Source organism: Yersinia bercovieri ATCC 43970, assembly GCF_013282745.1.
Taxonomy (GTDB): domain Bacteria; phylum Pseudomonadota; class Gammaproteobacteria; order Enterobacterales; family Enterobacteriaceae; genus Yersinia; species Yersinia bercovieri.
Genome location: NZ_CP054044.1, coordinates 1,740,317 through 1,752,242, shown reverse-complemented (window position 1 = coordinate 1,752,242; position 11,926 = coordinate 1,740,317). Strand labels below are relative to the sequence as shown.

The following is an 11,926-nucleotide window of genomic DNA, read 5'->3' as shown; positions in this document are numbered from 1 at the left end:
ATTACACTTTGAAGTGATTCAGGGTATGCGCTTACTGGTTACGAATATTGAGCGAGAATCACGTGATGATCGCCGCTTTTCTTTCGAGCCAGTAGGTGCTCCACGTTCGCTAACGAATACTCAGGGCATGCAGATAAACTGCTGGCTATATTTCTTTCGAAGAGCGTGGAATGCATACCAATCCCCGATAAAAAGGAGTTGGTGATGACTGTGACTAATCAATTTGCTGCGCACGTTGGTCTGGACTGGGCTGATAAAAAACACGATGTCTGTGTTCAGTTTAAAAACGGTGAACGCGTATTCGATGTGATTGAACATACAGCAGAAGCGCTTGATGCCTGGCTTACTGAGTTACACCAGAAAGTAAAAGGTAGAATCGCAATTGCTCTCGAACTGAAGAAGGGCCCTGTAGTATATGCTCTTCAAAAATATCCCTTTATCACCGTTTTCCCCGTCCACGCTTTGTCCCTGGCTCGTTACCGACAAGCCTTCTCGCCCAGCGGCGCTAAAGATGATCCGCAGGATGCCGAGCTGGCATTAGAGTTAATGCTGCGTTACCCCCAGAAGATAAAAGCTATTGAACCCGACAATGCGGATATTCGCTTACTTCAGCAACTGGTTGAGCAACGTCGTCAGTTGGTTGAAGATAAACGACGCTTTGTGAACCGGATAATCAACACGCTTAAACAGTATTATCCTCAGCCACTGGAGTGGTTCTCACATAGGGGTAGCTTACTGTTGTGTGAGCTGATTATCCGGTGGCCCAGTCTGCAACAACTGAAACGAGCCAGGCGCGACACGATCCGCAACTTTCTGAATGCCAAAGGTGGCCGCGCAATGGCCCTTACCGAGCAACGTGTTGCGAGTATTGATAACGCGATCCCATTGACTACAGACCCGAGTGTTATAGAGGCTAATGCTTTGATGGCAACAGCACTGGCGACACAAATTAAAGTCGTGAGTGAAATCATCAAAACCTATGACGAACGAATCGAAACGCTGTTTGACACATTGCCAGATGCGGGGCTGTTCAAATCACTTCCGGGCATGGGGCCGTGTATGGGCCCACGGATGCTTGCTGCACTTGGTGATAACCGTGACCGGTTTAACAGCGCTGAAGAAATTCAAAACTACGCAGGTATTGCACCGGTGACAGAACGAAGTGGCCAGAAATCCTGGGTTCACTGGCGATGGCAGTGTGCCAAGTTCGTCAGGCAGACCTTTGTTGAATGGGCTGCCAAGACGGTTAACTCATCATACTGGGCCAGACTTTATTATCAGGGACTGCGAGAAAAAGGAAAATCTCACCAATCTGCAATCCGGGCTCTGGCGTTTAAATGGATAAGGATCATTTACCGCTGCTGGAAGACCAGAACCCGCTACGACGAAGCGAAATATTTGCTGGCTCTCGAAGCGCGACACTCGCCCTTACTGAAGCCATAAAAAGCTTGTCGAATGTCTCAGGGCGTGAAGCGGGCGCTGACCTCCGCCACCCGCTCAGAGCCTTTGGTGATCACGATAAACTGAACCACGGTGATGATGGTAAAGATGATCAATCCCACCGCCAGGTTACCGCCGACCACAAACTGACCAAATGCTTCGACGATTTGCCCGGCATCATGCTGTAACAGCACTAAGCGCGTGGTACTGATGGTCAGCGCCAGCCGGTACAGGGTGGTGATCAGTAACAGCGAGGGGAAGACCGAGAATTCGAGCGGGTCGCGCAGATAGATGGAGATCATTAGCAGAATAACCGAGAAGGCCAGATTGATGGCGATCAGCACATCGACCATCACTGTCGGCAGTGGCAGGATCATCATAAAGATCGCCACCAGCAGCATCACCGCCAGAAAGATATCCTGCCGCGCAGTGATCATCATCAAACCGCGCTTCAGTGCGGACACCCTCATGGGCACTCTCCCGGCAGTTGGCGCAACAAGGCACACTGTTGGCGATAGAGTTGATACCAAAATTCGGCCCCCGTCTGTGGGGGCGGCGAGCAACTGACCATGATGCCCGTTTTCAACAAGTAGATGCGCTGTGGCACACCATTAAATCGCTCGAGCCGCCAGCACTGCTGAAGCCGCAGTAGGTCATCACTGTTATAGCGCCGATGTTGTAAGCCGCAACTCAGCAGCAGGGCGGATGCTCGCCACTCAAGAAAAACCACCCGCTGTGCCAACTGCCACTGCATACGAGCGGTAATTACCGAACAGGGCAACTCCGCCATGCGGATAAATAGCTGGAGGTTACGGGTAACAAATAGATCCATCTCCATAACCAGTGCCCCATTGAATCAGATGTCAGTAATTAGCTTAATTTTTTGATAAATAGAGTAATGATAGGATACGAAGCTCGCAGGTTTGCGGCTATCGGGCATTCGCCTGAAGTGTCTAATCAGATCTCCAGCAGTACCGCCAAAATTTGTGCTTGCTGCTCCTCATCATTGAAACACTCGACCGGCATCAGCTTGACCAGCTCATAAAACCGGCGAATAAATCCCCGCTGCAAGTTGGCATCCGGGCCAGTTATTATCGCCACCCGTGGCGCTAGCCAGCTATTAAATAGCCAGGGCTGCCCCACGACGGCCAGCACTTCACTGAGGATGGTATCCCCCGCAACCCCGCAGGCACTCCCCATGCGGCAGCAGTGATCCTCCAACCCAAGAAACATCAACAAGCGGCGTAATTGGTCGAGGGTAGCAGCCAGGCGCTCACCCTGTTTGGGCGGCGGCTGGCTGGCTAAATCAAAGGCCACGGCGCGCATCAAAACGCGGACGCGTTGTTGACGCTGCGGCCAGCGGCTGACTCGCGCGAACCACTCCGCGACCGACACTCCACTCTGATGAATACTCTGCTGAAACAGCTGCTTTAGCGCGCCCAGTGAGCGGCTGCCGGCGCTACCCAACTCCAGCAGACCAAATAGCTCGACCTCCCAGCCCTCACTCTCCAGTAGCGGCCCCAGTAATTGCGATAAACTGCGGCGGCGTAACGGATTGTCTTTGCAATTCGCCAGCAGGGTGGCGAGCAGTAAAATTTGCTGCCCTGCCGATAACCCCCCTTGCTGGAGTTTGCTGACCAGCAAGGCAATATCCAGATCCGGCGGAATGTTCTGCTGCAACAGGGTGTTGGCACTGTCGGATAGCTGAGCTATCAGCTTCACCAGTAACTGTTGACGGCGCTGATTACGCTCCTCGGCCTCAACCGATTTTTGATCTTTCAGCCGCGCCCCCAGACTCAGCCCTATCTCCTCCAGCGTCTCCTCTATGCTCTCACCCAACACCGCCTGGCGGATCTCAAGTAGCTCCTGGCCGGCTAGAGTCATCACCGAGTGAGCGGGGATGACTTCCCCCTGCAAGGTTCCATGTTCCAGCGAGTGCTCAGGAACCGTGGCCGGGGAGATATTATTCGCAGTGATCATGAGTCAGCTCCTGCTGGGGTGGTGGTGCTAGCTGTAGCCAAAGAAAAAGTTGCGCTAAGTGGCGGTGAAGCGAGAAGCTGATTTGCAGCAGAGGTGAGGCTAATTGCGCTTCATCCTCAGCCAGACACTCATCGCCAAGACAAGGTACTCGCCCCCCGAGCGCGACGGTTACTGCCGAAAGATGCTGCGGGTGCACCCGCAAAACCAGGGCATCCTCCTGCGCCAGTGCCTCCACTTGCGCCCCCAGATGCTGAATCAGCATCTGATCCACGGCTTGCTGACCGGCCCACGCGGTGAGCACCGAGGTGATCGCGGTTAAGATCTGCTGGCGAGCCTGAGTCACCAGCGAAGAGGTCAATTGGTCGGCGGTCACTAACCAACGGATATGCTGCGCCAACACATCAGCTTCGATCTGGCTGCGGGTCTGATCAATCAACTGCTCCGCCTGCTGCTCTGCCTGCGCCAACAGTTGCGCTTTCTCAGCGCTGGCTGCCTGTAGTATCTCCGCCGCCTGCCTGTGGGCGTCAGACAACATATCGCGACACTGCGTCATTTTCTGCAACTGCATAGCGGGAATAATCACGCCGGTCGGCAGTGGGTAATCGAACACCTCGACCCTGAGATGAAAAGGATTCACAGCAAACGCTCCAGTCGGGCTAACCAATGTTCAGCCGAGAGCAACAACGCCGCAGGCAATGAGAGCGCACGGGGCTGGGGCGGTAACTGAATAGAGATGGCCCGCCAGACCACTTCGTCATGACGAACCTGATGCGCGAGACGATGCCCAAAGCGCAATGCGACACTGGGCAGTTGCTGCCGGCTTAATCTGGCCGGAAGATGGCCGTGATAGCCCAGCCCCATCAGTTGCTGAATGTTTCTCTCATTCAGCAGCGGCAAAAGCCCCTCGCGGTAGTGGCGCAGGCGCAGATACTCATCACATTGTAAGTGCACCAACCCCAGCGCCAGACAGCGGGATGATAGCTGTTGATGCCCGGCCATTTGGTACTGCTGCTGCTGGCTCAGTGTGGCAGGCAATGGATGTTCAGGAAATTTTCGCTGCCGAATTAGCACGCGATTTAGGGCATTATCCAGCGCGTGACTGCGACCATAGTGGTAATGTTCTGCCTTGACACCCGCTTTTTCCAGCCATAAAGGGTGGGCAAATTTAGCCGGTTGCCAGGCTAACTGGTGTAGATGTCGGATATCAGTCGTGAACGGTAATATCATCGTTTTTTCCTCCATTAGCCACTTATCGGCGCAAATAGCGCACCAAACCGGCTGTCGACAACCCCACCAACAAAATCAGCAACGCACCTAAAACTATCTGCACTATTTCGCCATGACGGAGCAACCATTGCAGCCCCCTCCCCATGCCACTTTGCGCCGGCGGGGTGGCACTAAATCGATAATTAGCGGGCTGCATCACCACGCTAATCTGGGCGTAATCAATACCCGGCACTGCATCGCGGATCAGGTTCTTGATTTGCGGCTGATAAATCAACAAATTGACCTCAGGCGAATACTTGATAAACACTGAGGCGGCATGGGGAACACTGCTTTTTCCGTCGGTTGGTGCGGGCATGGCGATAGTCACATCAGCATGGATCACCCCATCCATATGGCTCAACATGCTCTCCAGTTGCTGCTCTTTCAAATAGACCATTTTGGCCTGCTCCTGGCCGGGTGAGGTCACCAGTTGATTCGAAGGAAACAACTCATCTACCGTGGTGAATTGCTGGCGAGGAAAACCATTTTGCCGCAACAGTTCAACCGCGTTAATAAACTGGTTCTTATCGACACTCAAACTGACCGCCCCCCCTTTATCCGACTGTTTTTCGGCCTTAATTTGGTGCAGCATCAGCAACGCCAGCATCTGATTCGCTTCTCCCTCCGAAAGCCCGCTATACAGCTCCATACCACAACCAGAGAGGGAGACCACAACCAGCCATGTCGCGACCATACGCCGCAGCTGTTTCATTGCATATTGACCAATTTATTGATGTTCTGCCCGACGACTCCGGCTACTTTAGCTGTTAAATCAACCGCTAATGTGGCGTGAGTCCATTGTGACTGCATCACCAGCAATTGATCAGGCGAAAGCATGGGAGTCGTGGGTTCAGCTTGTTGCATCAACTGCGTAAATTTGGCTATTTGTTGGCTATTAGCGGGCGGCTGCAATGAGGTACTCAGTGTGGTCGCAGCCTGAATAGCATCAATTTCCATCCAATAATCTCCTGTTGATCAAAATGTTACGACTCGGCACTGTTGTCAGCACCCGTCACTTATTGCCCGTCGCCATACCTTGTTGCAGCAAAACTAGCATCGCCTGCGCCTCCTCTGACCGGGACGTTGCCAGTAATGCCAGCGCATCATCCTGTTGATGCAGTCCAAATAGCAGCATCGCCTCACAGACTAGGTGCACCGAGGGATCGGGTATTAATTGAGGCAGGACATTCAGGATGTTGCGAGCCTCATCCAGCAAGCTGTGATTCACTCCAGCCAGGGCGGCTTCAACCACTAATTGACGGCAAGCTGCTGAAAGTAAAGTCATATTTTGGCAATGATTCCGCTGGTCATATCTTTAATCCCCTTCATCAAGGCGCTACTAAAATTGATGTAAGACGAATACTGCTGCATAGCAAATTGCATCTTCAACATATGTTCAGGATCAGAAGGGTTGCCCGAGGCCATCTGGCTTTGAAAATCCTGGCCTATCTTATTGATACTCTGCGTCAATTCATTAACTAGCGCGTTTATATCCATCCAATCCCCCTTACTCCATTAGTGAGCGCATATGGGATGGGCACTGCTGAAAACGGCGACGGAAACTATCAGAAAAATGGGCGTGATTGCTAAACCCACACTCCATGGCAATATCTGCCACCCGTAATCGTGTCGAGAGCAGCAGTTCGCAACCTTTTTTCAACCGTTGATCCAGTAACCACTGTTTGGCTGACATCCCGAACTTCTCGTAGAACAGAAAATTCAATTTACGGGTCGAAATCCCCAATTCATCGGCATAACGTGAAACTGTCCATGGGTTGAGGCGATTCTTCTCAAAGAACTCCAATAATTCGTTATTTGTCCCTACGATTGACTCTAATAATCGGGAGAAATAGACGGAATCCAAGCCTAAACAGTAAAGGTAAATAAACCTTAATGCGGTGGTGCGTTGGATATTAAGTAATTTCTCAGTCGCCCCAATAATATCGTGACTTACTGGCAATATTTTGTGGTGATCAGATATCTTACTGGGCAAACGGAACTTATTCGACGACACCATCTGGCTCGCGAGATCTTGATATATGGGTAAAAGATCAATGGAGTGACACAATATTGAGATAGAAGCACTTTGCGAAAAAGCAGATACCGTTGCCTGCTCATCAGCAACAACCAGATTTCCTGCAGATACAGTGTGGCACTCACCTTCATGGCGTAATATTCCCTCTTGCCTAAATAGAATGAATTGTATTGTTTTCATTATATTCCTTAGGATGTTGCTAGCCTTAAGATAAGATTGACAGATATTGAATTAATAGGTATCCGGTTTAGACCTTAACTCTTAACAAGCCCATTGCTACTGATTATTTTAGATAAAATAATTAACTTTACTATCCAGCGATAATAGTTAACTTCCCCTCCAATAAAGCTATTTGACGAACGACTTCCTTTTCATTCTCAATTAGCTTATCTAAGGCATTTTCTATTTCATCATTATTATGTTCAATCCATGTGCTAAGTACTCCCGTAGCGGCCGTACTCAGCATAGATGACAATATGGGGGCATAATTCCTGGCGAGTAAACATACGTTACTATTAATCATCGGATGGATAACAAAACCGACGACACCTAACGCAACAAATAATCCCGTTTTAATCAAATACGAAGTGAGGCGGGCAATTTTTTTTGCATTTTCGGGCGATACCTGGGCATTTTTAGCTAAAATAAAAACGACCTGTTGTAGTGCGTCATTACCCATTGTCAGTTCCGGTTTACCTTTGCTGGCGCAATCCCAGTTATGATAAGCACAGGCTAAATTTGCAAGCGATGACACAAGATTCAGCCCTACCAGGACCAATATAGGGGCGGTGGCCCCCCCACTACAAACCGTCATCCCGACACTGACAGTAAAAGCAATTAAGGAAACAGCCATCTCAATGACATTGATAAAAAATTGTTTTTTGGCCAGCTTAACTCTGGCACAGCATAATTCAGCTGAATCCTTTTCCTGAAGATCAATAAGATGATTAATTTCTATTTTTGATTCATTGGCAATTTCAAATTTATCGGGAGAGGAGAGAGTTGGCTTGGTACTATTATTTATATCCACCCTCTCTTCTGTTATTGTAGGTGGGGTAATACCTGATTTAGCGGGAAGACAAGGCTCCAAGCTCATATTTTGCTCCTTTAATATTAACCATAACGACTGAGAGTCTGCTTTATATTCTATTCAATAGTCGTAAAGCTTTTTCAGCGGTGGGAGCGTATTCCGGATTCAGATAACTCATTTCAATGGCAGTTTGTAGCGCTTCTCTGGCATCCGCCCCCTTTCCCAGGGCCTGCAAACAGATCGCCATCTGGTAAACAGGATCAGGATCCTCCGCCACCAATAGCAATGCACAAGCATAGGCGCTCAGTGCCAGTACATACTCCTGCTGCATTTGCAGTGCTCCCGCTAATGCCAGATGGAATCGTGGCTCTAACGGGCAGTGTAATGTAAGCCAGGAAAAATCTTCGATCGCCGCGATATAGTCATCCGCGAGCCAGGCCTGATAACCGCGCGTATATATCGCCCGCACCTCCGGTTGGCTAACGGGCTGTTGAGTCTCCATCATGTTTGGGTTAATAATACCTTGTTCTTTCAGCACACTATTTATTTGGCTACAGATAGCTTGTAAATCGCCAATACTGGCATCACCCATTTGACCTCCCATACTCTATTTCCTACTGCTGACATCAAATAGTAACCAATCATTACCCACGATGTTTTTACTGAATGCACCTTTCGCCCTTAAAACCTTAATTAACCGATGTCGGATGAGTTGCAGTGTTGGATTGGCGATATTATCAATCACCAACATTCTGATAATTGAAATTTCAGCGGTACATTTACCTAAACAATATAAGAAATTAAAGAGTTTTAAAAAATCACCGGGCAATTCATCTTTATTTATAACCTCCAGATAACAAATAATAAGCTCGCTATACTCAATACGATAAACCACTCGATAACCATAAAGAGAAAACTCACTGCCTATCTTGATACCGCTATTTTCAAAGTAGGCAGTTTTAACCTCACAACCTTTATCGCGTAACGCGCGAGTAATAGCATCCATACATTATAACTTCATCGCCATGGCGATTTGATTAATGATATTGGTGATATCTTTACTGAACTCCTTCGAACTTTGTCGACTTTCACTCAGACTGTTTTGTAATTCACTGATGCTTTTGGCATAAGATTGTGAGTTACTGTTTTGTAGATCACCGGTCATGCGGGATATTTCGGCATCACGAGCTAAATTGCCCTCTGTAATTTTACAGCCGCCAGCACTTATCCCCCCCAAACCAGAACCGATGTGGCTAGTCAATTCACCGCACTTAACACTCGCGGCTCCACCGCCAAAACTGAAAATACCAGAAACTATATTACCAGCCCCACTGAATGTAGATGCGGCACACGAATCATCAATGGCTTCGCGCTTCTGACTCATTGAATTCACTTGCAGATCCCAACCTAACTCTTGCTGTTTTTGGTTATAGGCATTCAGTAAATCCCGCATTTTTTTAAACAATTCGAACATTTTAAAAATAACATCAGATAAGGAGGTGAGAACATCATCAATATTGCTCTCACGAAAACTCTTCCCATCAACCGATGGCATATTTTGCTCAAGTGATTTTATTTCATGACTGACTGAAATCCCCATCACTACCTCCATTAGATCAATGAACTGGCAATTTTTGTTTGTAACATCCCGTTCTGATGAATGTTATCGTTTAACTGACTCACTGTTTCTTGTGCATCATGAGAAATATCTTTTAACTGTGTCGTTTGTCGCTGCTTATTTTTTTCTACCCAATCATCCATAAATTGGGTGAACTCCTGATTAAGCAGTAACCGTTCAATCTCTTTTTGCAGATCTGCTTTTTGAATAGACAACTGCCCACTATTTATTTGATTGACGCCTTGAGTACATTTTTGAAGAATCAGTAATGGTGAAGTCGTGACATCTTTTATTATTTGTTTGACCATTTCTTTCATAATAGCTTTGGTACATTGCTGTTCAAACTCTTCTGCCGTCAGTATGATACCCTTCTTGATCACCCGCTCCACCAATGCTTTGGTGGCATCCCCCACCAACTTTTCTACACCTGCGTGAGTAAATGATTTGGTGATATTGCGCACCAGAGTCATTTCCGTTTCGATAGCCTGTTTCGCCGCAGCTGAAGCCATGTCACCGGCCTCAGCCATCTCAACCCCCCCGCCTGCATGGCCACTTCAGTGCTAACTTGCTTGCTGACATCCTTAGCAAACTGTTCGACCAACTGCTCAACCTCTTCGCCAACACCTCGCTTAATCGCATCGAGTAGCACTTCACTGCTACCCGCTTTCAGCACATCGCCAGTGCCTTTGGTGACTACGCGGGCTGCATTGATAGCGCGACCAGCTTGAAGCAGATCAATTGCCATCGCAAAACATTCACAACCTAGCTGTATTTTTCCTGCAACATCAATTACTTCCTGGCATTTCTCTTTCGATGCCCCTAATAGCATCGCTGTTTCCGCCGCCGCTTTGACCAAACCGGCGGTGCCCGCCGCCAGATAGGCAGCACCAGAGGCCAATGCCACCGGATTACCGGTTAACACCCCTTCGGCAACCTTGATTGCGCCATAAATCACCTCAACTGCGCCAACAATCCAATCGCATACTGCATTGAAAATTCCGGCTTTTTTGGCTTTATCGGCCTGTTCGACAGCTTTATCAATCTGTTGTTGATAGTCGGCAACACGTTTATCACGCAGAAAAGTTTGCACATCTGCGGCGTGTTCCATCTGTTTGCCAATTGATTTACACAAATCGGAAAAAACGCCCAGATTCAAATTGCCCGCCATCGCAACAATCAGCTGCATATCGGTGCTCGCGAGTCGATCGAGGTATAATCGGTTCTCCCCCTCTTTTTTTGTAGCGGATTGTGGCAAAGCAACTAGTAAACGATCCAATGCGGCCTGGGCTTTTTGTTGCGTCACTTTGGCTGAGGTTATATTCGTCTCCATTGATGGCGGCAGCCCCGCGATTGCTCGCCAATCGGGCATAGTAGCCGGTGATATAGGTGTAGTTTTCCCTGTTATTGCTATGGCCCCATCAACCGTCGGAGCTGTTTTTAATGAAATAGGGTTAGTCATGTCGCACCTCCAGTAATAAAGCGGCCAGGCCTCGTTCAGCTTGTTGCTTTATATGCGCCAACTTTGGGTTGGTATGGCACCAATTTAATGCTGCTCGGAAAGCTTTTTCAGCATAAGCGGCATTACCACAGGCTAAATAGCACTCTCCTGCCGAGCAAGATGGGCGTGGATTATCTATCTGTATCTGTCCTGCACGGCTGAAACAATAAATTGCCTGATAAAAATCAGCGGTTTGTTGATAGCACAAACCTAATGTCATCCAATAAGCGAAATTCCAATGGTCAAACCGGACCAGCAAATTTAATAATCGCTTGGCACTGTCGAACTCCCCTCCCTGACAAAGCTGTACGGTATATTCATAGAGCAGCGCCAGATCTTGTGGGTCCATATTAGCCAGCATATGCAGCGAACCTCCACGCCGCATAAAATTAAGCACTGCATCACTTGGTTGAATATTCATTTCACACCGTCCTTAAGACTATTATCCCTATAACGGCACTCCTAATTAGCAGAAACTGCGGGCAATAGTCATCAGTAAATCTTTTAAGCCTGCTTGCAATGTGCTGATGTTATTAGCGCAAACGTTATAACTCTGCATCAATTTCTGTAATTGCAACTGATCTTGAGTCATGGTGTCGGTCGCACTGGTCTTCTCGTTATCTAATGCCGCTTTCACTGCCGCTAATTGCCCTTTATCCAATGATGGGCCATTCTTATTTAAATAATCATCGATACTCACACCACCAATTTTGATGCCATTTTCTCGCATAAATTTAATAACTGAATCAGGTAGTGGCTCTCGGGTTTTATCATCACCTTTCGAGGCTTTAGCAATCACTTCATCGACCTGATTAGCATTATCTTGTACGTCACGGGCATATTTTGAGCGGGCCTGCATCCCTTTAAAATCAGTCGAGGCAAGGTTACGAAGTACATCAAGAAATGAGTAGAGGACGTTAAAAGCCAGACTAAAAATATCGTCAGAATCATCATTACTGGCATAAGGAGAGGAGCTTTTTATGACGTCATCACCAGATGACTTGGCCGCATGAGTTGAAAGATATTTTGGGATAGATATTTGATTGATAGTTGACATAT

At 48.1% G+C, this 11,926-nt stretch carries 18 protein-coding genes and 1 pseudogene; 1 reads left to right on the top strand and 18 read right to left on the bottom strand.

Annotated elements, in window-relative coordinates; all coding sequences use genetic code 11:
* Nucleotides 1-204: 204 nt before the first annotated feature.
* Nucleotides 205-1,443, top strand: a complete 1,239-nt coding sequence (locus HRK25_RS07895; protein ID WP_032899238.1) for an IS110-like element ISEsa2 family transposase — start codon at nucleotides 205-207, stop codon at nucleotides 1,441-1,443.
* Between the two features lie 23 nt (nucleotides 1,444-1,466).
* Here the strand turns inward: HRK25_RS07895 and HRK25_RS07890 are convergent.
* From HRK25_RS07890 to sseB, 18 genes and pseudogenes are all read right to left on the bottom strand, one after another.
* A pseudogene (locus tag HRK25_RS07890) lies at nucleotides 1,467-1,910 on the bottom strand (FHIPEP family type III secretion protein); the annotation flags it as partial.
* Nucleotides 1,907-2,278, bottom strand: a complete 372-nt coding sequence (locus HRK25_RS07885) for a hypothetical protein (RefSeq protein WP_005278136.1) — start codon at nucleotides 2,276-2,278, stop codon at nucleotides 1,907-1,909. The gene HRK25_RS07885 and the pseudogene HRK25_RS07890, both read right to left, overlap by 4 nt.
* Nucleotides 2,279-2,397: 119 nt before the next feature.
* A complete protein-coding gene (locus HRK25_RS07880) occupies nucleotides 2,398-3,420 on the bottom strand; it encodes a TyeA family type III secretion system gatekeeper subunit (RefSeq protein ID WP_032898679.1) in 1,023 nt (340 codons plus the stop codon).
* Nucleotides 3,404-4,057: a type III secretion system stator protein SctL gene (gene sctL / locus HRK25_RS07875; RefSeq protein WP_032898681.1), complete on the bottom strand. Its 654-nt coding sequence runs from the start codon at nucleotides 4,055-4,057 to the stop codon at nucleotides 3,404-3,406. The genes HRK25_RS07880 and sctL overlap by 17 nt, the downstream gene beginning before the upstream one ends.
* A complete protein-coding gene (locus tag HRK25_RS07870; protein WP_032898682.1) occupies nucleotides 4,054-4,647 on the bottom strand; it encodes a type III secretion system domain-containing protein in 594 nt (197 codons plus the stop codon). Before HRK25_RS07870 ends, sctL begins: the two co-directional genes overlap by 4 nt.
* Nucleotides 4,648-4,669: 22 nt before the next feature.
* Nucleotides 4,670-5,398 carry a type III secretion system inner membrane ring lipoprotein SctJ gene (gene sctJ / locus HRK25_RS07865; protein WP_032898684.1) on the bottom strand — a complete coding sequence of 243 codons (729 nt, stop codon included), beginning with the start codon at nucleotides 5,396-5,398 and terminating at the stop codon, nucleotides 4,670-4,672.
* Nucleotides 5,395-5,643 carry a type III secretion system inner rod subunit SctI gene (gene sctI / locus HRK25_RS07860; RefSeq protein WP_005278142.1) on the bottom strand — a complete coding sequence of 83 codons (249 nt, stop codon included), beginning with the start codon at nucleotides 5,641-5,643 and terminating at the stop codon, nucleotides 5,395-5,397. The genes sctJ and sctI overlap by 4 nt, the downstream gene beginning before the upstream one ends.
* A 55-nt stretch (nucleotides 5,644-5,698) precedes the next feature.
* Nucleotides 5,699-5,971 carry an EscG/YscG/SsaH family type III secretion system needle protein co-chaperone gene (locus HRK25_RS07855; protein WP_032898685.1) on the bottom strand — a complete coding sequence of 91 codons (273 nt, stop codon included), beginning with the start codon at nucleotides 5,969-5,971 and terminating at the stop codon, nucleotides 5,699-5,701.
* A complete protein-coding gene (gene sctF / locus HRK25_RS07850) occupies nucleotides 5,968-6,183 on the bottom strand; it encodes a type III secretion system needle filament subunit SctF (RefSeq protein WP_005278146.1) in 216 nt (71 codons plus the stop codon). The genes HRK25_RS07855 and sctF overlap by 4 nt, the downstream gene beginning before the upstream one ends.
* 10 nt (nucleotides 6,184-6,193) lie before the next feature.
* Entirely contained in the window at nucleotides 6,194-6,901 is a 708-nt protein-coding gene (locus tag HRK25_RS07845; protein ID WP_005278148.1) for a helix-turn-helix transcriptional regulator, read from the bottom strand.
* A 130-nt stretch (nucleotides 6,902-7,031) separates the two neighbouring features.
* Nucleotides 7,032-7,817: a hypothetical protein gene (locus tag HRK25_RS07840; RefSeq protein ID WP_005278150.1), complete on the bottom strand. Its 786-nt coding sequence runs from the start codon at nucleotides 7,815-7,817 to the stop codon at nucleotides 7,032-7,034.
* A 43-nt stretch (nucleotides 7,818-7,860) separates the two neighbouring features.
* Complete coding sequence (locus HRK25_RS07835) at nucleotides 7,861-8,343, bottom strand: hypothetical protein (RefSeq protein ID WP_005278152.1); 483 nt, start codon at nucleotides 8,341-8,343, stop codon at nucleotides 7,861-7,863.
* Between the two features lie 15 nt (nucleotides 8,344-8,358).
* Nucleotides 8,359-8,757: a type III secretion system effector protein SseE gene (sseE, locus tag HRK25_RS07830; RefSeq protein WP_005278155.1), complete on the bottom strand. Its 399-nt coding sequence runs from the start codon at nucleotides 8,755-8,757 to the stop codon at nucleotides 8,359-8,361.
* 3 nt (nucleotides 8,758-8,760) lie between these two features.
* Complete coding sequence (gene sseD / locus HRK25_RS07825) at nucleotides 8,761-9,351, bottom strand: type III secretion system translocon protein SseD (protein ID WP_032898686.1); 591 nt, start codon at nucleotides 9,349-9,351, stop codon at nucleotides 8,761-8,763.
* An 11-nt stretch (nucleotides 9,352-9,362) separates the two neighbouring features.
* Nucleotides 9,363-9,830: a type III secretion system translocon subunit SseC family protein gene (gene sctE / locus HRK25_RS20430; protein ID WP_254451376.1), complete on the bottom strand. Its 468-nt coding sequence runs from the start codon at nucleotides 9,828-9,830 to the stop codon at nucleotides 9,363-9,365.
* A 5-nt stretch (nucleotides 9,831-9,835) separates the two neighbouring features.
* Nucleotides 9,836-10,828: a type III secretion system translocon subunit SseC family protein gene (gene sctE / locus HRK25_RS07820; RefSeq protein WP_254451375.1), complete on the bottom strand. Its 993-nt coding sequence runs from the start codon at nucleotides 10,826-10,828 to the stop codon at nucleotides 9,836-9,838.
* On the bottom strand, nucleotides 10,821-11,288 hold the full coding sequence (locus tag HRK25_RS07815) for a SycD/LcrH family type III secretion system chaperone (RefSeq protein ID WP_005278159.1): 468 nt from the start codon (nucleotides 11,286-11,288) through the stop codon (nucleotides 10,821-10,823). The genes sctE (HRK25_RS07820) and HRK25_RS07815 overlap by 8 nt, the downstream gene beginning before the upstream one ends.
* Nucleotides 11,289-11,333: 45 nt before the next feature.
* Entirely contained in the window at nucleotides 11,334-11,924 is a 591-nt protein-coding gene (sseB, locus tag HRK25_RS07810) for a type III secretion system translocon protein SseB (protein ID WP_005278161.1), read from the bottom strand.
* Between the last annotated feature and the right edge of the window lie 2 nt (nucleotides 11,925-11,926).

What these genes read in the sequence shown, in the direction of transcription:
- HRK25_RS07895 (WP_032899238.1), top strand. Translation starts at nt 205, where the DNA reads ATGACTGTGACTAATCAATTTGCTGCGCACGTTGGTCTGGACTGGGCT.
- HRK25_RS07885 (WP_005278136.1), bottom strand. Translation starts at nt 2,278, where the DNA reads ATGGAGATGGATCTATTTGTTACCCGTAACCTCCAGCTATTTATCCGC.
- HRK25_RS07880 (WP_032898679.1), bottom strand. Translation starts at nt 3,420, where the DNA reads ATGATCACTGCGAATAATATCTCCCCGGCCACGGTTCCTGAGCACTCG.
- HRK25_RS07870 (WP_032898682.1), bottom strand. Translation starts at nt 4,647, where the DNA reads ATGATATTACCGTTCACGACTGATATCCGACATCTACACCAGTTAGCC.
- sctJ (WP_032898684.1), bottom strand. Translation starts at nt 5,398, where the DNA reads ATGAAACAGCTGCGGCGTATGGTCGCGACATGGCTGGTTGTGGTCTCC.
- sctI (WP_005278142.1), bottom strand. Translation starts at nt 5,643, where the DNA reads ATGGAAATTGATGCTATTCAGGCTGCGACCACACTGAGTACCTCATTG.
- HRK25_RS07855 (WP_032898685.1), bottom strand. Translation starts at nt 5,971, where the DNA reads ATGACTTTACTTTCAGCAGCTTGCCGTCAATTAGTGGTTGAAGCCGCC.
- sctF (WP_005278146.1), bottom strand. Translation starts at nt 6,183, where the DNA reads ATGGATATAAACGCGCTAGTTAATGAATTGACGCAGAGTATCAATAAG.
- HRK25_RS07845 (WP_005278148.1), bottom strand. Translation starts at nt 6,901, where the DNA reads ATGAAAACAATACAATTCATTCTATTTAGGCAAGAGGGAATATTACGC.
- HRK25_RS07840 (WP_005278150.1), bottom strand. Translation starts at nt 7,817, where the DNA reads ATGAGCTTGGAGCCTTGTCTTCCCGCTAAATCAGGTATTACCCCACCT.
- HRK25_RS07835 (WP_005278152.1), bottom strand. Translation starts at nt 8,343, where the DNA reads ATGGGTGATGCCAGTATTGGCGATTTACAAGCTATCTGTAGCCAAATA.
- sseE (WP_005278155.1), bottom strand. Translation starts at nt 8,757, where the DNA reads ATGGATGCTATTACTCGCGCGTTACGCGATAAAGGTTGTGAGGTTAAA.
- sseD (WP_032898686.1), bottom strand. Translation starts at nt 9,351, where the DNA reads ATGGGGATTTCAGTCAGTCATGAAATAAAATCACTTGAGCAAAATATG.
- sctE (WP_254451375.1), bottom strand. Translation starts at nt 10,828, where the DNA reads ATGACTAACCCTATTTCATTAAAAACAGCTCCGACGGTTGATGGGGCC.
- HRK25_RS07815 (WP_005278159.1), bottom strand. Translation starts at nt 11,288, where the DNA reads ATGAATATTCAACCAAGTGATGCAGTGCTTAATTTTATGCGGCGTGGA.
- sseB (WP_005278161.1), bottom strand. Translation starts at nt 11,924, where the DNA reads ATGTCAACTATCAATCAAATATCTATCCCAAAATATCTTTCAACTCAT.